We start from the raw sequence: 22,630 nt of genomic DNA on the forward strand, positions 1-22,630 counted from the left end.
TGGGAGGCGTCCCTCTTCGAGGAGCACGACTTCCGCGACATCAAGATCTCGGTGAAGCACAACGACCCGGTCGTGATGATCGAGGCCTACCGCCAGTTGGCCGCCCAGTGCGACTACCCGCTCCACCTCGGCGTCACCGAGGCGGGCCCGGCCTTCCAGGGCACGATCAAGTCGGCGGTCGCCTTCGGCGCGCTCCTCTCCCAGGGCATCGGCGACACGATCCGCGTCTCCCTGTCGGCCCCGCCGGTCGAGGAGGTCAAGGTCGGCAACCAGATCCTGGAGTCGCTGAACCTCAAGCAGCGCGGCCTGGAGATCGTCTCCTGCCCGTCCTGCGGCCGCGCCCAGGTCGACGTCTACAAGCTGGCCGAGGAGGTCACGGCCGGCCTCACCGGCATGGAGGTCCCCCTCCGAGTNGCCGTCATGGGCTGTGTGGTGAACGGCCCCGGCGAGGCCCGGGAGGCAGACCTCGGCGTCGCCTCGGGCAACGGCAAGGGCCAGATCTTCGTCAAGGGCGAGGTCATCAAGACCGTCCCGGAGTCCAAGATCGTCGAAACCCTCATCGAGGAGGCCATGAAGCTGGCCGAACAGATGGAGGCAGCGGGAGTCGCCTCGGGCGAGCCTTCAGTGGCGGTCGCGGGCTGACGGCGGTGGCGTTGCGCCCTTGAGGGGCCGCAGGCCCCGAAGGGGCGCGGGGAACTGCGCGATCAGCCCCACACAACCCGCACGTCGCGAACCCGGCGCAACCTCTCGGGTTCGTAGGCGCCCGGCCCCGGCGGCGCGGCCAGGGGCGGCAGCCCCCAGCAGACGGCACGACCGGCCCACGGTCACCGCCGAACACCGGCGGCGGCACCGCTCAGCTTCCGCAGGTACAGTGCGGGGATCAGCAGCCCTGAGTTGTGAGGCCCCGTACGTGTTGACCCAGACCACCTCCCGGGTCCTCGAACCGAGCGACCTGGACACCGCGCTCGCCGTCCTCGACCGCGAGCCGGTGGCCAACGCCTTCGTCACCTCCCGCGTGCAGGTCGCGGGTCTCGACCCCTGGCGGCTCGGCGGCGAGATGTGGGGCTGGTACGAGGACGGCATGCTGACGTCCCTGTGCTACGCGGGCGCCAACCTCGTCCCCCTCTGCGCCACCCCGCGCGCGATCCGTGCCTTCGCCGACCGCGCCCGCAGGGCCGGCCGCCGCTGCTCCTCCATCGTCGGCCCCGCCGATTCCACCGCCCAGCTCTGGCGTCTCCTCGAACCCCACTGGGGCCCCGCCCGCGAGGTCCGCGCACACCAGCCCCTGATGGTCGCCGACCGTCTGCCCGCCGACATCGCCCCCGACCCCTACGTCCGCCGCATCCGCAAGGACGAGATGGAGACGATCATGCCGGCGTGCGTGGCGATGTTCACCGAGGAGGTGGGCGTCTCCCCGATGGCCGGCGACGGAGGCCTGCTCTACCAGGCCCGCGTCGCCGAACTCGTCGGCTCCGGCCGCTCCTTCGCCCGCCTCGACGAACACGGCAGGGTCGTCTTCAAGGCGGAGATCGGCGCGGCGACCCCACAGGCCTGCCAGATCCAGGGCGTGTGGGTGGCCCCGGAGTACCGGGGGAGGGGCCTCGCCGCCCCGGGCATGGCCGCGGTCCTGCGCTACGCCCTCGCGGACGTGGCCCCGGTGGTCAGCCTCTACGTCAACGACTTCAACACGGCCGCGCGAAGGACGTACCGGAGGGTCGGCTTCCAGGAGGTCGGGGCATTCATGAGCGTGCTGTTCTGACGCACCTGTAGGCTCCCCGCCATGGATCTCGTCATCGCCCCCCTGGACCTCCCCGCCCATGTGGACGAGGCCCTCGCGGTGCAGGCCGTAGCCTTCGGCCTCGGCCCCGACGAGGTCGCGGTCCGCCGCCAGATCGTCCTGCGCCACATGACGTACCCGGGCGCCCGCGCGCTCGGCGCCACCACCCCCGAGGGCCGGCTCGCCGGCTTCGTCTACGGCATGCCCAACGACCGCACCCACTGGTGGTCCACCGTCGTCGAGCCCTACCTGCGCGCCCAGGGCACCGACTTCTGGCTCGACGACTCCTTCGTCATCACCGAGCTCCACGTCCACCCCGCCTACCAGAACCGCGGCGCGGGCCGCGCCCTGATCACCACGATCACCGACGGCGCGAGCCAGCCCCGCTCGATCCTCTCCGCGATCGACTACGACAGCCCCGCCCGCGCCCTCTACCACTCCCTCGGCTACCAGGACCTGGCCCGTCGCGTCCTGTTCCCCAGCGCCCCCCGCCCGTACGCCGTGATGGGCGCCCCCCTTCCGCTGCTGCGGAAGTAAACGGATTTCCGGCGACACCGCGCTCCCGGCTAACCTCCTTGCCATCACCCTTACCCGGCAGGAGTACGAGAACCATGGCGAACGCACCGGTCCAGCGCATGTCCCAGTTGATGGCGAAGACCTTGCGCGACGACCCGGCGGACGCCGAGGTCCTCAGCCACAAGCTCCTCGTCCGCGCCGGCTACGTCCGCCGCACGGCCGCCGGCATCTGGTCCTGGCTCCCGCTCGGCAAGAAGGTGCTGGCCAACGTCGAGCGGATCGTCCGTGAGGAGATGGACGCGATCGGCGCCCAGGAGGTGCTGCTCCCGGCCCTCCTGCCCCGCGAGCCGTACGACGCGACCGGCCGCTGGGACGAGTACGGCGCCGAGTTGTTCCGGCTGAAGGACCGCAAGGGCGGCGACTACCTCCTCGGCCCGACCCACGAGGAGATCTTCACCCTGCTGGTCAAGGACCAGGCGTCCTCGTACAAGGACCTGCCGGTCATCCTGTACCAGATCCAGCACAAGTACCGTGACGAGGCCCGTCCGCGGGCCGGCATCCTGCGCGGCCGTGAGTTCCTGATGAAGGACTCGTACTCCTTCGACACGGAGGACGAGGGCCTCGCCCAGTCCTACGCCCTGCACCGCGAGGCCTACCAGAAGGTGTTCGCGCGCCTCGGCCTCGACTACCGCATCTGCGCCGCCACCGCCGGCGCGATGGGCGGCTCCAAGTCGGAGGAGTTCCTCGCCCCGGCCGGCGCCGGCGAGGACACCTTCGCGGACTGCCCGAACTGCGACTTCGCGGCCAACACCGAGGCGATCTCGTACGAGCTGAAGCCGGTGGACGCCGAGGGCGTGCCCGCGCTGGAGGAGATCCCGACCCCGGACACCCCCACCATCGAGACCCTCGCCGCCCACCTCGGCGTCCAGGCCTCCGACACCCTGAAGAACCTCCTCGTGAAGGTCGACGGCGAGATCGTGGCCGTGGGCGTGCCCGGCGACCGTGAGGTCGACATGGGGAAGGTCGAGGCGCACTTCGCCCCGGCGGTCGTCGAGATGGTCACCGAGGCGGACTTCGCGGGCCGCCCGGACCTGGTCAAGGGCTACGTCGGCCCGCAGGGCAGGGGCGAGAAGGTCGCCTTCATCGCCGACCCGCGCCTGGCCCCCGGCACCTCCTGGATCACGGGCGCCAACAAGGAGGGCGTGCACGCGAAGAACGTCGTCGCGGGCCGTGACTTCGAGGTCGACGCGTACGTCGACGTCGTGGTCGTCCAGGAGGGCGACCCCTGCCCGAACTGCGGCACCGGTCTCAAGCTGGACCGTGCCATCGAGATCGGCCACATCTTCCAGCTCGGCCGCAAGTACGCCGACGCCCTCAAGCTCGACGTCCTCGGCCAGAACGGCAAGCCGGTCCGCGTCACCATGGGCTCCTACGGCATCGGCGTCTCCCGCGCGGTCGCGGCCCTCGCCGAGCAGTCCGCCGACGACAAGGGCCTGTGCTGGCCGGCCGAGGTCGCCCCGGCCGACGTCCACGTGGTCGCCGCGGGCAAGGCCCTCCAGACCGAGCTGGCCCTGGGGGTCTCCGAGAAGCTGCGGGCGGCCGGGCTGCGCGTCCTGGTCGACGACCGGGCCGGGGTCTCCCCGGGCGTGAAGTTCACCGACTCCGAGCTGATCGGCGTACCGAAGATCCTGGTCGCGGGCCGTCGCAGCGCCGAGGGCGTGCTGGAGCTGAAGGACCGCCGGACCGGCGAGCGCGAGGAGCTCACGGTGGACGAGGCGATCGCGAGGCTCACCGCTTAAGCTCACCGCTTAAAGAAAGCTCTCAGGGAGTTCTGTCGGAGCCTATGGGATCCTCACAGACTTCTCTCAGACCGTTCCCCGACCGTAGTGCGTGACAGAACGTCACTACGGAGGGGAACGGTCATGGCGACCAGGGAAGAGGAGCGGGGGGCCGCCGCGGCGGTCCGCAGAGGCGCACGGCGCACGGCGGCCTTCGCCGCCGCGATCACGCTGGCCGGGGCGGCCGGAGTCTTCGCCCTGATCGGCACGATGCAGGCGGACGCGAGCACGACGGCGAGCAGCGGGACGAGCTCCAGTTCGAGCTCGAGTTCGAGCAGCGACTCGGACGGCTCCAGCGGCTCGGACAGCTCAAGCAGCTCGACGAGCACGGACTCCTCCTCGGACAGCTCCAGCAGCTCGACCGACTCCTCGAGTTCGACCGACTCCTCCAGCTCGACGGACTCGTCCTCCTCCGACAGCTCCAGCGGTCTCACCTCCTCCTCCGGCGGCTCCGCCGACTCCACCTCGGGGGCGTCGTGATGACCACGCCGCTCAAGCCCCGTACCACGGCCGCCACCGATTGGCGTGCCCTCGGCACCACCGTCCGCCTGGTCGTCACCGACCCGGCCCTGCTGGAGTCCTGCAACCTGCTCCTCGCCCGGCACCTCGCCGAGGTCGACGCGGCCTGCAGCCGCTTCCGCCCCGACTCCGAGCTCGCCGCCCTCGACGCGACCGCCGGCCGCCCGGTCCGGGTGAGCCCGCTGCTCGCCGAGGCCCTCGACGTGGCCCTGCGCGCCGCCGCGACGACCGACGGCGCGGTGGACCCGACCGTAGGCTCCGCGATGGACGCGATCGGCTACGACCGCGACTTCGCCCTCGTCCGGGAGGACGACCGCCCGGTCCGCCTCACGCTCCGCCGCACCCCCGGCTGGCGCACGGTCACCCTGGACCGAGCCACCGGCACGGTCACCGTCCCCCGGGGCGTCCGCCTCGACCTCGGCGCCACCGCCAAGGCGTGGGCCGCGGACCGGGCCGCGCGGCTGCTGGCGGAGACGGCCGGCTGCGGGATCCTGGTCAGCCTGGGCGGTGACACGGCCGTCGCGGGTGAGGCCCCGGCAGGCGGCTGGCAGATCCGCGTCCAGGACATCACCGGTCCGGTGGACGAGACGCCCGCGCAGGGCTCGTACGCCACCGTCGGCATGCGCGGCGGCGGCCTGGCCACCTCCGGCACCACCGCCCGGCGCTGGCAGCGCGGAGGCCACGACCTGCACCACATCGTCGACCCCCGCACCGGCCTGCCGGTCCGCTCTCCCTGGCGCACGGTCTCCGTCGCCGCAGCCACCTGCGCCGACGCGAACGCGGCAAGCACGGCGGCGCTGGTCAAGGGCGAGGGCGCGGAGAGATGGCTGACCCGCCTGGGCCTCCCCGCCCGCCTGGTTACGCAAAACGGCCTGATCGTGACAACGCCGGGCTGGCCAATCACCCCAGGGGCGCGGGACTGTGCCGATGAGCGGCTCCGCCGCGGGGCGCGCTCAGCCACCCCCCGGGGGACAGCCGCATGACCTCCGAAACCCTCTGGTACGCCAACAGAGCCACCGGTGCCGTCTCCCTCGTCCTCTTCACACTCGTCGTACTCCTCGGCATCGCCGTCCGCCTGAGGACCCGCGTCCCGGGTCTGCCCCGCTTCGGCACGATGAGCCTGCACCGCACGCTCTCCCTCTCCGCCACCGCCTTCCTGGCCCTGCACATCACCACCGCGATCGTCGACAGCTATGTGAACATCACGGTCGTCGACGTTCTGATCCCCTTCGTCTCCGACTACCAGCCGCTGTGGCTGGGCCTCGGCACGGTCGCCTTCGACCTGATGCTCGCAGTGGTGATCACCAGTCTCCTCCGCGAGCGCATCGGCCACCGCGCCTGGCGCACCCTGCACTGGCTGGCGTACGCCTCCTGGCCGGTCGCCCTGATCCACGGCATCGGCATCGGTACGGACACCGGCACCGACTGGATGACCTGGCTCACCATCGCCTGCGTGGCCACCGTCGTCACCGCCGGAGGCGCCCGCCTCGCCCACGCGGCCCGCGCCGCCCGCCGTACCCCCGCCGCCCTGCTGCGCACCGCCGATGGAGCCCGCCCGTGACCGCCACCTTCCCCGACCTCTACATGTCCCCGCGTCTCCTCGCCCCGGACGGCGCCCCGGCCGACCTGCCCACCCACCACCAGCGCTACGGCCCCCTCTCCTACGGCGACCCCGAGGGCGTCCTGCGCACGGTGGCCGAATCCGGTCTCACCGGGCGAGGCGGGGCCGCGTTCCCGACGTACCGCAAGCTCGTCTCGGTGGCGGAGGCGGGCCGCCGTACCGGCCGCGCCCCGGTGGTCGTCGCCAACGGCGCGGAGGGCGAGCCCGCCAGCCGCAAGGACAAGACCCTGCTCCACCTGTCCCCGCACCTCGTCCTGGACGGACTGCAGATCGCGGCGCACGCGGTCGGCGCGGGGGAGGCGTACCTCGGCGTGGAGGACGGCGCGACCTGGATGGAGTCGGCCCTCGCGCAACGCACCGGTGACCCGCTGCCCGTCAAGGTCGTCCGGCTGCCCAAGTCCTTCCTCTCCGGGCAGGCCTCGGCGCTCGCCCGGTTCGTCTCCGGCGGCCCCGCCCTGCCCGCCCACCAGAACCCGCCGGTCCGCGAGCGGGGCGTGCACCGAGCCCCCACGCTCGTGCAGAACGTCGAGACCCTCGCCCATCTCGCGCTCGTCGCCCGCTACGGCGCCGACTGGTACCGCGGCGCCGGCACCCCCACCCAGCCGGGCAGCGCCCTGTGCACGGTCCACGTCGCGGGACACGAACCCCGGGTGATCGAGGCCCCGTACGGTCTGCCGCTCACCCGGCTGCTGCCCCTGGAGGACGCCTCGGCGGTCCTCGTCGGCGGCTACCACGGCACCTGGATCCCGGCCCGGGAGGCCGCCGAACTCGCTGTCGACGCGGGCTACTTGGGGGCGGGCGTGCTGGCCGCGCTCCCCGCCGACCGCTGCGGCCTCGCCGAGACCGCCCGCGTCCTGCGGTATCTCGCGCTGCAGTCGGCCGGCCAGTGCGGCCCGTGCCTCAACGGTCTGCCCCGGATCGCCGCCGCGTTCGGCACCCTCGCCACGCCCGGTCCCCAGGGCACCGTCCGCACCGACCTCGCCCGCTGGTCGGGGCTCGTCGAGGGCCGGGGCGCCTGCCATCACCCGGACGGCACGGTCCGTCTGGTCCGCAGCGCGCTGACGACCTTCGCCGCCGAGGCCGACGCGCACGCCCACGGCCGCTGCACGGCCACCGACCGCACGCCCCTGCTGCCCGTACCCCAGGAGGTCTGACATGGACCGGCAGATGAACCTGGACATCGACTGGACGTCCTGCCAGGGCCACGGCCTGTGCGCGGAACTCCTCCCGGAGCACATCACGCTCGACGAATGGGGATACCCGCTCCTCGACGGCACCCCGGTCCCCGCCCGGACGGTCAAGCGGGCCCGCCGGGCCGCCGCCGACTGCCCCGTGCTCGCCCTCAAGCTCGCCCCGGCACGCGCCGGCTGACGGGAGATCAGCCGACGACGCAGGGGGTGGGCTCGCGTGGAAGCTCCGGACCGCAGCGCCCCCTGCCCCCACGCGGCAGAGGGGCGCTGTTCGGCGGCACTATGCAGTCACCGGCCGCCTGGTCCCACCTATAAGGGGCGCGGGGAACTGCGCGACCAGCCCCCACGCACCCGCACCCCGAACACGACCCAAACCCCCCACCCCCGACCGCCCTAAAGCCACCCGGCAAATTCGAGCAACAGCTCCGCATCCTTCCGCCGCCCCACCCGGAGGGCCCGCACCCCGGACTCGACCGCACGGAAAAGCGTCCACCCCCGCACCCGCTCCTGATCCAGCTCCAGCGACTCCGCCAGCTTCCTGACCCGCCGCCGGGTCGTCGCCGCCCCGGAGGGCGAGGCGATCAGATCCTCCACCCGGTCCCGCACCAGCCGCGCCAGATCGAACGCGCACTCGCCCACCACCGGATCCGGCCCCACCGCCAGCCAGGGCGTCCGCTCGGCCGCCAGCACCTTGCTCTGCCGGAACGTCCCGTGCAGCAGCCGGTGTTCGGACGGCGCGGCCAGCAACTCCTCCCGGGCCGCCAGAGCCGCGTCCACCAGCGCCACGACCTCCCCGTGGGCACTCGCCCGCATCGCCTCCGCCTGCCGCCCGGTCCGCTCGGCGACCGTCTCGAAGCCGCTCGCGACACCCGCGTCGGCAGGCGGCTCCACCCACAGCCGCCGCAACGTCCCCGCCGCCTCCAGCAGCGCCTTCGCCTCCGGCAGCGACCGCACCGACACATCCGGATGCAGCCGTTCGAGCAGCAGCACCCCCTCCGTCACCGGCCCGTCCAGCAGCTGTACGGCGCCCAGCCCGCCCCAGTGCGCCAGCGCCGCCCGCTCCGCCTCCGGCCGGAACCGGGGCGGGGCCAGCTTGAGCACGGCGGGCGTCCCGTCCGCACGGCGCACCAGCACCACCAGGCTGCTCCGGCCACCCGGCACCTGCACCCGCTCAACGGTCAACTCGCGTAGAGCAACGGCCTGTTGGGCCGCGTCCGGCAGCTTCTCCAACCAGTCGTCACCGCTCGGTGCCGTCTCACCGAGAGCCCGCACCAGACGCTGCGGCGGTTCGAAAGCCATGCGCGAGTCGTTCCCTTCCCTCTGCGGGTCACCCCTTTCCGGGGTCACGCGGTCGGCGTCACCGAAACTCCGGAGGTCGCCGCATCCGTACCGGCCCGCTCGGCGAGCCCAGGGAAGGCTACGCTCCCGCCGCGCCAGCGCACCGCGCGCACCGCCGCCTCCCGCAGCGCCCCCGCGGCCTCCCGGCGCCGCTGGTCACCGGCCGCCCGCACCAGGTCCGAGTACACCCCGGCCACCCGCTCCTCCAGCTCCGCCGCGAGCCGCACCGCGGCCGCCGCGTCCGCCACCGGGAACGGCAGCGCGTACGCGGCGCTCGCGGCGACCGGCTCGGCGCCCAGGCCGCGCACCTCGCGCACCAGCGCGTCCCGGCGCACCCGATGCGCGTCGTATCCCGACTGCGCCTCCGTGCGCCGACCGGCGCCGATCCGTCCGCCGACGACGCCGTACCCGTAGACGGCGGCGTGCTCGGCGGCCAGCGCGGCCTGCAGCGCGGTCAGTTCCCCGCCGTTCGACTCGCTCATCGCTTCGCCTCCGTGAGCAGGTACGCGTGGGCCGCACCGGCGGCGGCCACCGAGGCCAGCAGCCGCGCCAGCTCGCCCGGGACCTCCAGCAGCGCGGTCGTCCTGCGGTCCGCCAGCTCCCGCTCGGCGGCGGCCAGCCCGGTGAGCGCGTCCTTCGCGGTCGTGGGAGCAGCCGTTGCACCGGTGGCCGGGGTGGCGGACGGACTCGTGACAGACGGGCTCACGGCAGACGGCGTCGGCGCCGTCGACGACGTCGACTGAGTCGCCGTAGAGGTCGGCTCGGCGCCCCCGAACGCCTCCACATGCCGGACGACCTCCGCCCGCAGCGGGGCGAGCCGCGCCGTCAGCGTCGGGTGGGCGGCGAGGACGGCGTCGTACCGCTCCACGAGATCCGTGCTCTCCCGCGCCGCACGCGCGCGTGCCACCTCGGTGACCGACGGGGAGGCGGCGACGCTCTCACCGCCGTCCCCGGAGTCCCCGCCGGACGAGCAGCCCACGAGGAGGGCGGCCCCGGCGGTCGAGGCGAGCAGGGTTCTTCTGCGCAACGGCACGGCGGACGTCCTCGGGGGAGCAAGCGGGGAACAAGGAAGGAACAAGGGGCTCGTGATCACCGTACCTTCGCACGTGCCTGCGAGAGTCCTCCGCCACCCTCCGTGCACCGGTGGACGGCAACACTCCCCGCGACCGGATACCCTTTGACCAGACACGCGACCCATCCCACAACAGCACACGCGGCCGAGGAGTCACCCGGATGAGCACCACCCAGAGCGAGAGGCTGCGAGAGCTCCTGGAACCGCTCGTCACCTCCCAGGGCCTGGATCTCGAAGAGATCGCCGTGGACTCCGTCGGCCGAAAGCGCGTGCTGCGTGTCGTCGTCGACTCCGACACCGGAGCGGACCTGGACCAGATCGCCGATGTGAGCCGTGCGCTCTCGGCGAAGCTCGACGAGACGGACGCGATGGGCGCGGGCGAGTACACCCTCGAGGTCGGAACGCCGGGCGCGGAGCGCTCCCTCACCGAGCACCGCCACTACGTGCGCGCCACCGGCCGGCTCGTCAGGTTCCAGCTGACCGAGGGCGGCGAACTGGTCGCCCGGATCCTGAAGGCCGACGACGACGGCCTCGACCTCGAAGTGCCCGGCGTGAAGGGCCGCAAGGCCCAGGCCCGCAGAGTCGCCTTCCCGGACATCGCGAAGGCGCGCGTGCAGGTCGAGTTCAACCGCAAGGACCAGGACGTCAAGGACGAGAAGGAAGAGGAGGCGTAGCCGTGGACATCGACATGAGTGCCCTGCGGGGCTTGGTACGGGAGAAGGAGATCTCCTTCGACCTGCTGGTCGAGGCGATCGAGTCGGCCCTCCTCATCGCCTACCACCGCACCGAGGGAAGCCGCCGGCACGCGCGCGTGGAGCTCAACCGGGAGACCGGGCATGTGACCGTGTGGGCGAAGGAGGACCCCGAGGACCTCGAAGAGGGCCAGGAGCCCCGCGAGTTCGACGACACCCCGTCCGGCTTCGGCCGTATCGCCGCCACCACCGCCAAGCAGGTGATCCTGCAGCGGCTGCGCGACGCCGAGGACGACGCGACGCTCGGCGAGTACGCCGGCCGCGAGGGCGACATCGTCACCGGAGTGGTCCAGCAGGGCCGCGACCCCAAGAACGTGCTCGTGGACATCGGCAAGCTGGAAGCCATCCTGCCGGTCCAGGAGCAGGTCCCCGGAGAGACGTATCCGCACGGCATGCGGCTCCGGTCGTACGTCGTTCGGGTGGCGAAGGGCGTACGCGGTCCCTCGGTCACGCTTTCGCGTACCCACCCCAATCTGGTGAAGAAGCTCTTCGCGCTGGAGGTGCCGGAGATCGCCGACGGGTCCGTCGAGATCGCCGCCATCGCCCGCGAGGCCGGCCACCGCACGAAGATCGCGGTTCGCTCCACCCGGTCGGGCCTGAACGCCAAGGGCGCCTGCATCGGCCCCATGGGCGGCCGGGTGCGCAATGTGATGGGCGAGCTCAACGGCGAGAAGATCGACATCGTCGACTGGTCGGACGACCCGGCCGAGATGGTGGCGAACGCGCTGTCCCCGGCCCGGGTCAACAAGGTCGAGGTGGTGGACCTCGCGGCCCGCTCCGCGCGCGTGACCGTGCCGGACTACCAGCTGTCCCTGGCGATCGGCAAGGAGGGCCAGAACGCCCGCCTCGCGGCCCGCCTCACCGGCTGGCGGATCGACATCCGTCCGGACACGGAACAGCCGTCCGAGTAGACGTCCGGTCGGGCGTCCGGTCGGACGTCCGACCGGTTGTCCCACCTGCGGTTGGGCCGTTCGGGGGAATAGATCCAAGCCGGGGCCCGCTTAGATCACGTCAGATGTATCGCGGCAACCGTTCGACTCCTGCCCCAAAGGGGTGAGGTGGCCGCGGGGAGGTAGACTTAACTGTGTCTGGCCGGACGCACGCCGGAGCATGCCCTGAACGCACCTGTGTGGGGTGCCGGGAGCGAGCGGCCAAGACGGAGCTGCTGCGCATCGTGGCGATCGAGGACGCTTGCGTCCCCGATCCTCGCGGTACGCTGCCCGGCCGGGGTGCGTACGTACACCCCGCACTGGTCTGTCTCGACCAGGCGGTGCGCCGCCGGGCGTTCACGCGGGCGTTGCGCGCCCCGGGAGCGCTCGACACAAAGGCGTTGCGCCAGTACGTCGAGCAGACGACAGTTGCCGATCAGGCAACCGTTGCCGACCAGGCGACACCGTAAGAAGCGTCGCGCGGAACGTCCGTGCGGCTCAGGTACCCCGCGAGTTGGAAGTAGGTCGAGATTGCGATGAGCACTCGATGAGCACGCGATGAGTACGCCCATGAAGTAGCGACGGTCCGGCGGCAACCCGGACCTAAAAGGAGCGAAGTGGCTAAGGTCCGGGTATACGAACTCGCCAAGGAGTTCGGCGTGGAGAGCAAGGTCGTCATGGCCAAGCTCCAGGAACTCGGTGAATTCGTCCGTTCGGCGTCTTCGACCATCGAGGCGCCCGTAGTCCGCAAACTGACTGACGCCTTCCAGGGCGGCGGCGGCAAGTCCGCCAGGCCCGCCCCGCGCAAGGCCGCCCCCAAGCCTGGAGCGCCCTCCCCGGCGCAGTCGGCCCGACCGGCTGCCCCGCGGCCGGCCGCCCCCAGGCCCGCCGCGCCTCAGGCGCCCACGACTCCGGCCGCCCCCGCGGCCTCGTCGGCCCCCGCGCCGGCGACCCCGGGCCCGCGTCCCGTGCCCGGTCCCAAGCCCGCGCCGCGTCCGGCGCCCGCCGCCCCGGAGTTCACCGCTCCGCCGTCGGCCCCGGCCGCCCCGCAGGCCCCTCGTCCGGCCGCCGCCCAGGGCCCGCGCCCCGGCGCGCCCCGGCCCGGCGCCCGTCCGGGCGGTCCCGGCCAGGGCCAGCAGGACCGTGGCCAGCGTCCGGCCGCCGCCCAGGGCCCGCGCCCCGGTGGTGCCGGCGCCCCGCGTCCGGGCGGTGCCCGTCCGGCCGGTCCGCGTCCGGGCAACAACCCCTTCACGTCCGGTGGTAACGCCGGTATGGCCCGTCCGCAGGCCCCCCGTCCGCAGGGCGCTCCGCGTCCCGGCGGCCCGGGTGGTGCCCCCGGCGGCGGTCCCCGTCCCCAGGCGCCCGGCGCCCAGGGTGGCGGCCCCCGTCCGCAGGCTCCGGGTGGTTCCCGTCCGTCTCCGGCGGGCATGCCGCGTCCGCAGGGTGCAGGTCCCGGTGGTCCGCGTCCCGGCGGTCCGCGTCCGAACCCCGGCATGATGCCGCAGCGTCCCGCTGCCGGCCCGCGTCCCGGCGGTGGCCCCGGTGGTCGCGGTCCGGGCGGTGCGGGTCGTCCCGGCGGCGGCGGTCGTCCCGGTGGCGGCGGCGGCTTCGCCGGTCGTCCCGGCGGTCCCGGTGGCGGCGGCGCCCGTCCGGGTGGCGGCGGCGGTTTCGCCGGTCGTCCCGGTGGCGGTGGCCCCGGCGGCGGTGGCGGCGGCTTCGGTGGCGGCGGTGGCCGTCCCGGCTTCGGCGGTCGTCCCGGCGGTCCCGGTGGCCGTGGTGGCACGCAGGGCGCCTTCGGTCGTCCCGGCGGTCCGGCCCGTCGTGGCCGCAAGTCGAAGCGTCAGCGTCGCCAGGAGTACGAGGCCATGCAGGCCCCGTCCGTCGGCGGTGTGATGCTGCCTCGCGGCAACGGTGAGACGATCCGTCTCTCCCGCGGCGCGTCGCTCACCGACTTCGCGGAGAAGATCAACGCCAACCCGGCGTCGCTCGTCGCGGTCATGATGAACCTCGGCGAGATGGTCACCGCGACCCAGTCCGTCTCCGACGAGACCCTCCAGCTCCTCGCGGGCGAGATGAACTACGAGGTTCAGATCGTCAGCCCGGAGGAGGAGGACCGCGAGCTGCTCGAGTCCTTCGACATCGAGTTCGGCGAGGACGAGGGCGACGAGGACGACCTGGTGGTCCGTCCCCCGGTCGTCACCGTCATGGGTCACGTCGACCACGGTAAGACCCGACTGCTCGACGCCATCCGCAAGACGAACGTCATCGCGGGCGAGGCCGGCGGCATCACCCAGCACATCGGTGCCTACCAGGTCTCGACCCAGGTCAACGACGAGGACCGCGCGATCACCTTCATCGACACCCCGGGTCACGAGGCGTTCACCGCCATGCGTGCCCGTGGTGCCCGGTCGACGGACATCGCGATCCTGGTCGTCGCGGCCAACGACGGCGTCATGCCGCAGACGGTCGAGGCGCTCAACCACGCCAAGGCGGCCGACGTCCCGATCGTCGTCGCGGTCAACAAGATCGACGTCGAGGGCGCCGACCCGACCAAGGTGCGCGGTCAGCTGACCGAGTACGGCCTGGTGGCCGAGGAGTACGGCGGCGACACCATGTTCGTCGACATCTCCGCCAAGCAGGGTCTGCACATCGACGACCTCCTCGAGGCCGTCATCCTGACCGCCGACGCCTCGCTCGACCTGCGGGCCAACCCCCACCAGGACGCGCAGGGCATCTCGATCGAGTCCCGCCTCGACCGCGGCCGCGGTGCCGTGGCGACGGTCCTCGTCCAGCGAGGCACCCTGCGGGTCGGCGACACGATGGTCGTGGGCGACGCCTACGGTCGCGTCCGCGCCATGCTCGACGACAACGGCAACAACGTGGCCGAGGCAGGCCCCTCGACGCCGGTCCAGGTCCTCGGCCTGACCAACGTCCCGGGCGCCGGCGACAACTTCCTCGTGGTCGAGGAGGACCGTACGGCCCGCCAGATCGCCGAGAAGCGTGCGGCCCGTGAGCGCAACGCCGCCTTCGCCAAGCGCACGCGCAGGTTCTCCCTGGAGAACCTGGACGCGGCGCTGAAGGCCGGCGAGGTCCAGCAGCTGAACCTGATCATCAAGGGTGACGCGTCCGGTTCGGTGGAGGCCCTCGAGTCCTCCCTGCTCCAGCTGGACGTCGGCGAAGAGGTCGACATCCGCGTCCTGCACCGCGGCGTCGGTGCGGTCACGGAGTCGGACATCGACCTGGCCATGGGCTCCGACGCGATCGTCATCGGCTTCAACGTCCGGGCAGCCGGCCGTGCGCAGCAGATGGCCGAGCGCGAAGGCGTCGACGTCCGCTACTACTCGGTCATCTACCAGGCGATCGAGGAGATCGAGGCGGCCCTGAAGGGTCTCCTCAAGCCGGAGTACGAAGAGGTCGAGCTCGGTACGGCGGAGATCCGCGAGGTCTTCAAGTCGTCCAAGCTGGGCAACATCGCCGGTGTCCTCATCCGCTCGGGCGAGGTCAAGCGCAACACCAAGGCACGCCTCGTCCGCGACGGCAAGGTGATCGCGGAGAACCTCACCATCGAGGGCCTGCGTCGCTTCAAGGACGACGTCACCGAGATCCGCGAAGGGTTCGAGGGCGGTATCAACCTCGGCAACTTCAACGACATCAAGATCGATGACGTCATCGCGACGTACGAGATGCGCGAGAAGCCGCGGGTGTAAGCCCCGGTTCGGGTGCCGGTCCGCAGGGTTTCACCCCCGCGGACCGGCACCCGCCCGTCTGCTCCCTGGGGGCTGCCGCCCCCAGACCCACCTTCGCCCCTGAAGGGCCGAGGCCTTGCCGGGGTGCAGGGGCGGAGCCCCGCAAAGGGGTGCAGGGGACGCAGTCCCCGCCGGGGTCGGGGGCGGAGCCCCCGGGTTGGTGCACCTCTCACCCGACCGAGTCGGGCGGGTGGGTGGGCAAGCCGGGGTCCGGGGCGGAGCCCCGGGGGTTGGTGTACCTCTCACCCGACCGAGTCGGGTGGGTGGGTGGGAAACCCCGTCGAGCAGACGGCAGGATCGGGGTACCGTTCATGATGCCCCTGTCCCACAAGCCCGACAGGGCCACCGATCCCGTACCGGCGGGTGAACCGGCTGCACATGTACGTGGGGACTCTGTCCTTCGATCTCCTCCTCGGCGACGTACGGTCACTGAAGGAGAAGCGCTCCGTCGTCCGCCCCATCGTCGCCGAGCTCCAGCGCAAGTACGCGGTGAGCGCGGCCGAGGTCGACCACCAGGACCTCCACCGCAGGGCCCGTATAGGCCTCGCCGTGGTCTCCGGTGACGCGGAGCACCTGACCGCCGTACTGGACCGGTGCGAACGGCTCGTCGCCGCCCGCCCGGAGGTGGAACTGCTGTCGGTCAGACGCCGCTTCCACGGCGAAGACGACGACTGACCACAGAACACAGACACGACAAGCAAGAAAGAACGGGAGACGGACCAGTGGCCGACAACGCGCGCGCCAAGAGGCTGGCGGACCTCATCCGAGAGGTGGTGGCGCAGAAGCTGCAGCGCGGGATCAAGGACCCGCGGCTCGGTTCCCACGTCACCATCACGGACACCAGGGTCACAGGTGACCTCCGGGAGGCGACCGTCTTCTACACCGTGTACGGCGACGACGAGGACCGCAAGGCGGCCGCCGCCGGCCTGGAGAGCGCCAAGGGCATCCTTCGCTCCGAGGTCGGCCGCGCGGCCGGCGTGAAGTTCACGCCGACGCTGGCCTTCGTCGCCGACGCCCTCCCGGACAACGCCCGCACCATCGACGACCTTCTCGACAAGGCGCGCGCCGCCGACGCGAAGGTCCGCGAGGCGTCCGCGGGCGCCGGGTACGCCGGCGAGGCCGACCCGTACCGCAAGCCCGGTGACGACGAGACGGACGACACCGCCGAATGAACCGTAAGTCCACCGCGCCCGACGGCCTCGTCATCGTCGACAAGCCGTCGGGTTTCACCTCCCACGACGTCGTGGCCAAGATGCGCGGGATCGCGAAGACCCGCCGCGTCGGCCACGCCGGCACGCTCGACCCCATGGCGACCGGCGTCCTCGTCCTCGGCGTGGAGAAGGCGACCAAGCTCCTCGGTCACCTCGCCCTCACCGAGAAGGAGTACCTCGGCACGATCCGCCTCGGCCAGACGACCCTGACGGACGACGCGGAGGGCGAGATCACCGCCTCCGTCGACGCCTCCAAGGTCACCCGGGACGCCGTCGACGCCGGCATCGCCAAGCTCACCGGCGCCATCATGCAGGTGCCGTCCAAGGTCAGCGCCATCAAGATCAACGGCGTGCGCTCCTACAAGCGGGCCCGTGACGGCGAGGACTTCGAGATCCCGGCCCGCCCGGTGACCATCTCCTCCTTCGCCGTGTACGACGTCCGGGACGCCGTCGCCGAGGACGGCACCCCCGTCCTCGACCTGGTCGTGTCGGTCGTCTGCTCCTCCGGCACCTACATCCGCGCCCTCGCCCGCGACCTGGGCGCCGACCTCGGCGTCGGCGGCCACCTCACCGCTCTGCGCCGCACCCGCGTCGGCCCGTACAAGCTGGACGCGGCGAAGACGCTCGACCAGCTCCAGCAGGAGCTGAGCGTGATGCCGATAGCCGAGGCCGCCGCGGCCGCGTTCCCCCGCTGGGACGTGGACGCCAAGCGGGCCCGGCTGCTCACCAACGGCGTCCGTCTGGAGATGCCCGAGGAGTACGCGGGCGCCGGCCCCGTCGCCGTCTTCGACCCCGAGGGCCGCTTCCTGGCCCTGGTGGAGGAGCAGAAGGGCAAGGCCAAGAGCCTCGCCGTACTGAGCTGAGCCGATCCGGCTCGCGCGCCGCCTTTGCCCGTGGAGCGGCGGACACGGGGTGTTCCTCTGCCCCGCCGCTCCACGGTCCCCCCTCGGTTCCCCCACCCCTAGGGTGTATCCAACGGCCCCCGTTCATTCACCCGTCCGGGCAGGCGCTCGGAGTGAACCGAGGGAGCGCAGGGGGGCGCGTTCGTTCCGGGGCCTGTCTTCTTGATCATCGCCCGCCTACCGTCGAAGCGAGGGCACAAGGGCGCTGCGGGGAGGTAGGGCGATGACGGGACAGGGCCCGCGGACGGACGACGACCACGGCACGTACACCGCCCCCGCCGACCCACTCCCGCACGAACCACCCGGCGAAGCCCACCCCGACGCCGCCTCCCTCGTCCTCCTCCGCGACCTCTCGGGCCGCCCGCGCGGCACCGGCTTCGTCGCCGACCACCTCGGCACGGTCGTCACCAGCCACGAGGCCGTGGACGGCCTGCCCCGCCTCGTCCTGTACGGCGCCGACGACCGCGCCTGCGCCGTGACCGCCGACGCGGTCACCCCGCTCCCGGAACTGAACCTGGCCCTCGTCCGCACGGAGGGCCTCGGCACGCCCCCGCTGCCGGTGACGGTCCGGGAGTCGGTCGACACCGGGTCGTACGTCCGGCTGGCCGCGGGCTGCTGGCGCGAGGCCAGGGTGCTTGGCGCGACGCAGGTGACGTACACGGCCATGGACCGCTCCCACCGCCTCGACGGCGCACTGGAACTGGCGATCGGCACGGCGGGCCGGGACGCGCTGCGGCCGGGCGGCGGCACGACCGGGGGACCGGTGATCGACGCCGGGACGGGCGCGGTCGTCGCGGCCCTGGCCACCGCCCGGCGCTCCGGCGACCGCGAGGCGGGCTTCGCCGTACCGCTGCGCCCCGCCGCCCCCGGCCCGCTGGCCGATCTGCTCGCCCGCAACGCGGCGACCGTGCCCGCGTACGGGGCCGACCTCAATCTCGCGGGCGTCCTGGAGCTCACCGCCACCGCGGTGGCCTCGGACGCCCCACCCGGCACCCTCCCCGGACACCCTCTCTCCAGACACCCCGGCACCCTCTCCGGACAGTCGGGCACCCTCTCCGGACAGTCGGGCACCCTCTCCGGACAGTCGGGCACCCTCTCCGGGCAGTCGGGCGCCTTCTCCGGGCAGTCGGGCGCCTTCTCCGGGCACTCCGGCGCCCTCCCCGGGCACTCCGGCGCCTTCTTCCGCCTCTCCGGCCTCTCCGGCGGCCTCTCCGGCGGCCTCTCCGGGCACTCCGGGCACTCCGGTGCCTTCTCCGGGCACTCCGGCACCCTCCCCGCGCACCCCGGCGGCCCCGGCGGTACAGCCGTGGCCACGGTCGCCACGGTCGAACGCGCGGCGACGGCACGGGAGTTCGCCGCCTTCACCGCCTTCACCGGCGGCCCGGCGGCCGTTCTCGGGCTCGTCGGGCCACCGGGCAGCGGCCGTACGACGGAACTCGCGGCCCTCGCCGCCCGCCGCGCCCGCGGCCCCGAACCCGCCCCCACCCTGTGGCTGCGCGGCGCCGACCTCAGGGAGGACGACGACTCGATCGCGGACGCGGCCCGTAGGGCGCTGAACCGCGCTGCCCGAGTCGTGGCCGTCTCGCACGAGGGACGGCCGACAGGGGGCGGGGCAGCGGGGCCGTCCGCCGGCACGGACCCCGCCGATCTCGGCGACATCCGCCCCGAGCGCCTGGCCCGCCTCGCGCACGCCGCCGGGCGCCCCCTGCTCCTCCTGCTCGACGGCCCCGAGGAGATGCCGCCCGTCCTCGCCCACCGGCTCGCCGACTGGACCGAGGGCACCGCGCAGTGGCTGCGGCGGACGGGCGCGCGGCTGATGGTGGCCTGCCGCCCCGAGTACTGGGAGCGGGCCGGGACCACCTTCCCGCCAGAGATGCTGTACGACGGCACAGAGCCTCGTGAGGAGACGGCCCGTGCCCTTCCGCCCTGCGTCCCACTCGGCGACCTCACCCCCGACGAGGCCCGAGCCGCCCGCGCCCGGTACGCAGTCCCCGGCACCGCGCTCACCGGCCCCGACGCCCGCCACCCGCTCACGATCCGGCTCCTCTCCGAGATCAGCGCCGCCCTGCCCGCCGCACCGCCCGACGCCCCGCCCGCCCACCCCGTCGACCGCGACGACGTCCTCTCCGCCTACCTCGACCTGATGTGCCTGCGCGTCGCCGTCCGCCTCGCCGCCGAGAACGGCCTGCGCGGCACCGCGGTACGGCGGCTCGCCGCGAAAGTCTCCGGCCAGGTCCACGAGGCCGCCCGGCGCAGCCTGGGGCCCGGGCAGGGCGAGCTGGACCGGGCGTCCTTCGAGGCCGTGTTCCCCTGGGGTCCGGCGCCCGCCCGGCTCGGCGGCGGCACCGGCTGGGCCTCCGCCGTCCTCACTGAGGGACTGCTCGTACCCGCCGGCGGCGGCTACCGCTTCGCCCACGAGGAACTCGCCGACTGGATCCAGGGCGTCCACCTCGACCTCGACGAGGCCCTGCGCGCCCTGGTCCACCGCCGCCGCACCCCAGAGGGCGGCCATCCCCTCCCCGTCCCGCACCACCGCATCGGCCCCGTCGTTCAGGCCCTGCTCCTCGTCGGCCGTCAGCAGGGAGCCCGCCAACTCCTCGCCCGTCTGGAGGGGTTGCTGCGCGCGCTGGGCTCCGAGGGGGAGTCCTGGTGGGCCGCCCGACTCCTTACCGAGACCCTGCTGCGCGTCCCGGACGCGACCCCGTACACGGGAGTGCTCCAGCTCCTCGCCGACCGCATCGGGGCGGGGGACGAACAGGTGGCCCGGCGGCCCGAGTTCGGCCCCGGCTTCTGGACGCGGCTCGCCCTTCCGCCCGAGCCGCGCCTCGACCTGCTGCGCCGACTGGTCCTCGCCGACGCCGCCCCGGAGGGCTGTGGCGGCCCCCGTCACCTCGACGCCGTCGCCCGTCTCCTCGCCGACGACCCCACCGCCGTACAGCCGTGTCTCACCCGCTGGTTCGACGACGAGCGGCCGCTGCCCGCGACGCCGCACGCCACGGTGGCGACGGCGGCGCAGGCGCTGCTGCACACGCACCGGCACCGGGCGCCGGACGACCTCACCGAGGTCCTCGTGGGCTGCGGGCACCGACGGGCCGACGAACTGCTCGCCGTGCTCGCGGAGGACGATCCGTCCGCGCTCTGCCGGGCCGTCGACCGCTGGGCCCACGACGAGCGCCCCGCCCGGCGGGCCGCGGCGCTTGCGTACGCGCTGCGCACCGCCCCCCACGCGACCGCCGACGCCGACCGGGGCCAACTGCGCCGCGCGGCCCTCGCCCTGCTCACCTGCCCCGACGACGGCGCCCTGCACAGCGGCGCCCTCGCCCTCCTCGTCCGGGACCCCGAGACCCGCGACCGCCATCTGCCGCAGGCGCTGGAGCGGTTCGCGGCGGGCGATCCGCGACTCCCGCCCGGCGACCTGCTCACCGCGCTCGGCACCCATCCCGAGCCCGTCCTGGACGCCGTCCGGGCCCGGCTGGACAGCCCCGGCGCGAGCGGCACCCTGCGCGCCCTCGCCGACGCCACCCCGCCCGCTCTCACCCACGAGGTCGCCGCCGTCGTACGGGAGGCGGTACGGCGGCGGCCGCACACGGCCGGAGACGTGGCCGCGTACGTCGACCGCCGCCTGGACCACGGTCCGGCCGTCCGGTCCGTCCTCTTTCCGCTGGTCACCGGCCTGCTGGAGGCCGGCGGCCCCGAGCAGGTGCGGGCCGCGCTGGCCGGTGTCCTGCTCGCCCCCGGCACCCCCGACTCGCGTCCGCTGCGGCGCGAGCTGCTGGAGTTCCTGCTGGCCCACGAACACACACCGGCCGTCCTGGACGCCGTACTGCACGCGGCCCCGCAGCGGCGCGGTGAGGAGCTGCGCACCCTCGTCCACCGCACCGGCCTGCTCCTGGCCCGCACTCCGGACGGCGCGACCCGCTTCGACCGCGGCCTGGTCGAGCTGGCCCGCCACATCCCGGGCTTCGCCGAGCGGGCGACCGGCTGGTTCACCGAGGCACCGGGGGACTGGGCGGTCCTGGTCGGCCCGGGCGCGCGGCGCACACTGGAGGACCTCGCGGGGGTGCCGGTGCCCGCGTGACCCGCGCGATCCCGTCGGCGCACGTGGATCGAGTCACAGCCCCGATGCCGATGCGGGCGGGGAGCACCCGGCATGGCACCCTTAGACCTGCGTAAGAGGCAAGGGAACATACGGACACGGGTTCGAGGAGCGGTCACAGTGCAGCGCTGGCGTGGCTTGGAGGACATCCCCGAGGACTGGGGACGCAGCGTCGTCACCATCGGCTCCTACGACGGGGTCCACCGCGGGCACCAGCTGATCATCCGGCACGCCGTGGACCGCGCCCGTGAGCTGGGCGTCCCCTCCGTCGTCGTCACCTTCGACCCGCACCCCAGCGAGGTCGTCCGCCCCGGCAGCCACCCGCCGTTGCTCGCCCCGCACCACCGCCGCGCCGAGCTGATGGCGGAGCTGGGCGTGGACGCGCTGCTGATCCTCCCCTTCACCACCGAGTTCTCGAAGCTGTCGCCGGCCGAGTTCGTCGTGAAGGTCCTCGTCGACAAGCTGCACGCCAAGGCCGTCGTCGAGGGCCCGAACTTCCGCTTCGGCCACAAGGCCGCGGGCAACGTCGAGTTCCTCGCCGAGCAGGGCAAGGTGTACGACTTCGAGGTCGAGGTCGTCGACCTGGTGCTGTGCGGCGAGGCGGGCGGCGGCGAGCCGTTCTCCTCGACCCTGACCCGCCGTCTGGTCGGCGCGGGCGACGTCGAGGGCGCGGCGGAGATCCTTGGCCGCCCGCACCGCGTCGAGGGCGTGGTCGTACGCGGCGCCCAGCGCGGCCGGGAGCTCGGCTTCCCCACGGCCAACGTCGAGACCCTCCCGCACACCGCGATCCCGGCCGACGGCGTCTACGCGGGCTGGCTGCACGCGGGCGGCGAGGCGATGCCGGCCGCGATCTCCGTCGGCACCAACCCGCAGTTCGACGGCACCGAGCGCACGGTGGAGGCGTACGCCATCGACCGCGTCGGCCTCGACCTGTACGGGCTGCATGTCGCCGTCGACTTCCTGGCCTTCGTGCGCGGCCAGGCGAAGTTCGACTCGCTGGAGGGTCTGCTGGAGCAGATGGCCCAGGACGTGAAGCGCTGCCGGGAGCTGGTGGCGGCGGCGGAGTAGGTTTTCTCCGTCTGTACGGCCGAGGGGCGGCCGGTGTCGTGGGACACCGGCCGCC

General features: G+C 73.3%; 21 protein-coding genes. 17 read left to right on the forward strand and 4 right to left on the reverse strand.

Going from position 1 to position 22,630, the window contains the following annotated elements; genetic code table 11:
• The 4 genes from ACLZN2_RS48340 to ACLZN2_RS48355 form a co-directional block, all read left to right on the forward strand.
• The coding region (locus ACLZN2_RS48340; protein WP_416986439.1) for a flavodoxin-dependent (E)-4-hydroxy-3-methylbut-2-enyl-diphosphate synthase at window positions 1–642 on the forward strand (642 nt) is incomplete at its 5' end.
• A gap of 268 nt (window positions 643–910) precedes the next feature.
• Entirely contained in the window at window positions 911–1,759 is an 849-nt protein-coding gene (locus ACLZN2_RS48345) for a GNAT family N-acetyltransferase (protein ID WP_416986440.1), read from the forward strand.
• A gap of 21 nt (window positions 1,760–1,780) precedes the next feature.
• Window positions 1,781–2,314 (forward strand): GNAT family N-acetyltransferase, encoded by a 534-nt coding sequence (locus ACLZN2_RS48350; protein WP_416986441.1) that lies wholly within the window; start codon window positions 1,781–1,783, stop codon window positions 2,312–2,314.
• A gap of 74 nt (window positions 2,315–2,388) precedes the next feature.
• A complete protein-coding gene (locus ACLZN2_RS48355; protein ID WP_416986442.1) occupies window positions 2,389–4,092 on the forward strand; it encodes a proline--tRNA ligase in 1,704 nt (567 codons plus the stop codon).
• Between the two features lie 53 nt (window positions 4,093–4,145).
• Here the strand turns inward: ACLZN2_RS48355 and ACLZN2_RS48360 are convergent, their stop codons facing one another.
• On the reverse strand, window positions 4,146–4,565 hold the full coding sequence (locus ACLZN2_RS48360) for a hypothetical protein (RefSeq protein WP_416986443.1): 420 nt from the start codon (window positions 4,563–4,565) through the stop codon (window positions 4,146–4,148).
• 45 nt (window positions 4,566–4,610) lie between these two features.
• Between ACLZN2_RS48360 and ACLZN2_RS48365 the strand changes: the two genes are divergently transcribed.
• From ACLZN2_RS48365 to ACLZN2_RS48380, 4 genes are read left to right on the forward strand one after another with little or no spacing between them, the layout of a single operon-like run.
• A complete protein-coding gene (locus ACLZN2_RS48365; protein WP_416986444.1) occupies window positions 4,611–5,633 on the forward strand; it encodes an FAD:protein FMN transferase in 1,023 nt (340 codons plus the stop codon).
• The gene (locus tag ACLZN2_RS48370) at window positions 5,630–6,211 is read left to right on the forward strand and encodes a ferric reductase-like transmembrane domain-containing protein (RefSeq protein WP_416986445.1); all 582 of its coding nucleotides are present in this window, start codon (window positions 5,630–5,632) and stop codon (window positions 6,209–6,211) included. The genes ACLZN2_RS48365 and ACLZN2_RS48370 overlap by 4 nt, the downstream gene beginning before the upstream one ends.
• On the forward strand, window positions 6,208–7,425 hold the full coding sequence (locus ACLZN2_RS48375) for an NADH-ubiquinone oxidoreductase-F iron-sulfur binding region domain-containing protein (protein ID WP_416986446.1): 1,218 nt from the start codon (window positions 6,208–6,210) through the stop codon (window positions 7,423–7,425). The genes ACLZN2_RS48370 and ACLZN2_RS48375 overlap by 4 nt, the downstream gene beginning before the upstream one ends.
• A 1-nt stretch (window position 7,426) precedes the next feature.
• Window positions 7,427–7,642, forward strand: coding sequence for a ferredoxin (locus ACLZN2_RS48380; RefSeq protein WP_416986447.1), 216 nt, complete (start codon window positions 7,427–7,429; stop codon window positions 7,640–7,642).
• A 212-nt stretch (window positions 7,643–7,854) separates the two neighbouring features.
• Here ACLZN2_RS48380 and ACLZN2_RS48385 read toward each other — a convergent pair whose 3' ends face one another.
• The 3 genes from ACLZN2_RS48385 to ACLZN2_RS48395 are packed head-to-tail and all read right to left on the reverse strand — an operon-like array spanning window position 7,855 to window position 9,832.
• Entirely contained in the window at window positions 7,855–8,760 is a 906-nt protein-coding gene (locus tag ACLZN2_RS48385; RefSeq protein ID WP_416986448.1) for an aminoglycoside phosphotransferase family protein, read from the reverse strand.
• Window positions 8,761–8,804: 44 nt separating this feature from the next.
• Window positions 8,805–9,281 carry a ferritin-like domain-containing protein gene (locus ACLZN2_RS48390; RefSeq protein WP_416986449.1) on the reverse strand — a complete coding sequence of 159 codons (477 nt, stop codon included), beginning with the start codon at window positions 9,279–9,281 and terminating at the stop codon, window positions 8,805–8,807.
• On the reverse strand, window positions 9,278–9,832 hold the full coding sequence (locus ACLZN2_RS48395) for a hypothetical protein (protein ID WP_416986450.1): 555 nt from the start codon (window positions 9,830–9,832) through the stop codon (window positions 9,278–9,280). Before ACLZN2_RS48395 ends, ACLZN2_RS48390 begins: the two co-directional genes overlap by 4 nt.
• 200 nt (window positions 9,833–10,032) lie before the next feature.
• Between ACLZN2_RS48395 and rimP the strand changes: the two genes are divergently transcribed.
• From rimP to ACLZN2_RS48440, 9 genes are all read left to right on the forward strand, one after another.
• Window positions 10,033–10,545, forward strand: coding sequence for a ribosome maturation factor RimP (gene rimP, locus ACLZN2_RS48400; protein ID WP_416986451.1), 513 nt, complete (start codon window positions 10,033–10,035; stop codon window positions 10,543–10,545).
• A 2-nt stretch (window positions 10,546–10,547) separates the two neighbouring features.
• Window positions 10,548–11,534: a transcription termination factor NusA gene (gene nusA / locus ACLZN2_RS48405; protein ID WP_416986452.1), complete on the forward strand. Its 987-nt coding sequence runs from the start codon at window positions 10,548–10,550 to the stop codon at window positions 11,532–11,534.
• 173 nt (window positions 11,535–11,707) lie between these two features.
• Entirely contained in the window at window positions 11,708–12,022 is a 315-nt protein-coding gene (locus ACLZN2_RS48410; RefSeq protein ID WP_416986453.1) for a YlxR family protein, read from the forward strand.
• A gap of 147 nt (window positions 12,023–12,169) precedes the next feature.
• Window positions 12,170–15,259 carry a translation initiation factor IF-2 gene (gene infB / locus ACLZN2_RS48415; protein WP_416986454.1) on the forward strand — a complete coding sequence of 1,030 codons (3,090 nt, stop codon included), beginning with the start codon at window positions 12,170–12,172 and terminating at the stop codon, window positions 15,257–15,259.
• Between the two features lie 417 nt (window positions 15,260–15,676).
• The gene (locus tag ACLZN2_RS48420; RefSeq protein ID WP_416986459.1) at window positions 15,677–15,973 is read left to right on the forward strand and encodes a DUF503 domain-containing protein; all 297 of its coding nucleotides are present in this window, start codon (window positions 15,677–15,679) and stop codon (window positions 15,971–15,973) included.
• A gap of 47 nt (window positions 15,974–16,020) precedes the next feature.
• A complete protein-coding gene (gene rbfA, locus ACLZN2_RS48425) occupies window positions 16,021–16,470 on the forward strand; it encodes a 30S ribosome-binding factor RbfA (RefSeq protein WP_416986455.1) in 450 nt (149 codons plus the stop codon).
• Entirely contained in the window at window positions 16,467–17,372 is a 906-nt protein-coding gene (truB, locus tag ACLZN2_RS48430; RefSeq protein ID WP_416986456.1) for a tRNA pseudouridine(55) synthase TruB, read from the forward strand. Before rbfA ends, truB begins: the two co-directional genes overlap by 4 nt.
• A gap of 262 nt (window positions 17,373–17,634) precedes the next feature.
• Window positions 17,635–21,489 (forward strand): trypsin-like peptidase domain-containing protein, encoded by a 3,855-nt coding sequence (locus tag ACLZN2_RS48435; protein ID WP_416986457.1) that lies wholly within the window; start codon window positions 17,635–17,637, stop codon window positions 21,487–21,489.
• 138 nt (window positions 21,490–21,627) lie between these two features.
• Window positions 21,628–22,575, forward strand: a complete 948-nt coding sequence (locus ACLZN2_RS48440) for a bifunctional riboflavin kinase/FAD synthetase (RefSeq protein ID WP_416986458.1) — start codon at window positions 21,628–21,630, stop codon at window positions 22,573–22,575.
• Window positions 22,576–22,630: the final 55 nt, after the last annotated feature.

It is taken from the genome of Streptomyces sp. T028 (assembly GCF_048159505.1).
GTDB lineage: Bacteria > Actinomycetota > Actinomycetes > Streptomycetales > Streptomycetaceae > Streptomyces.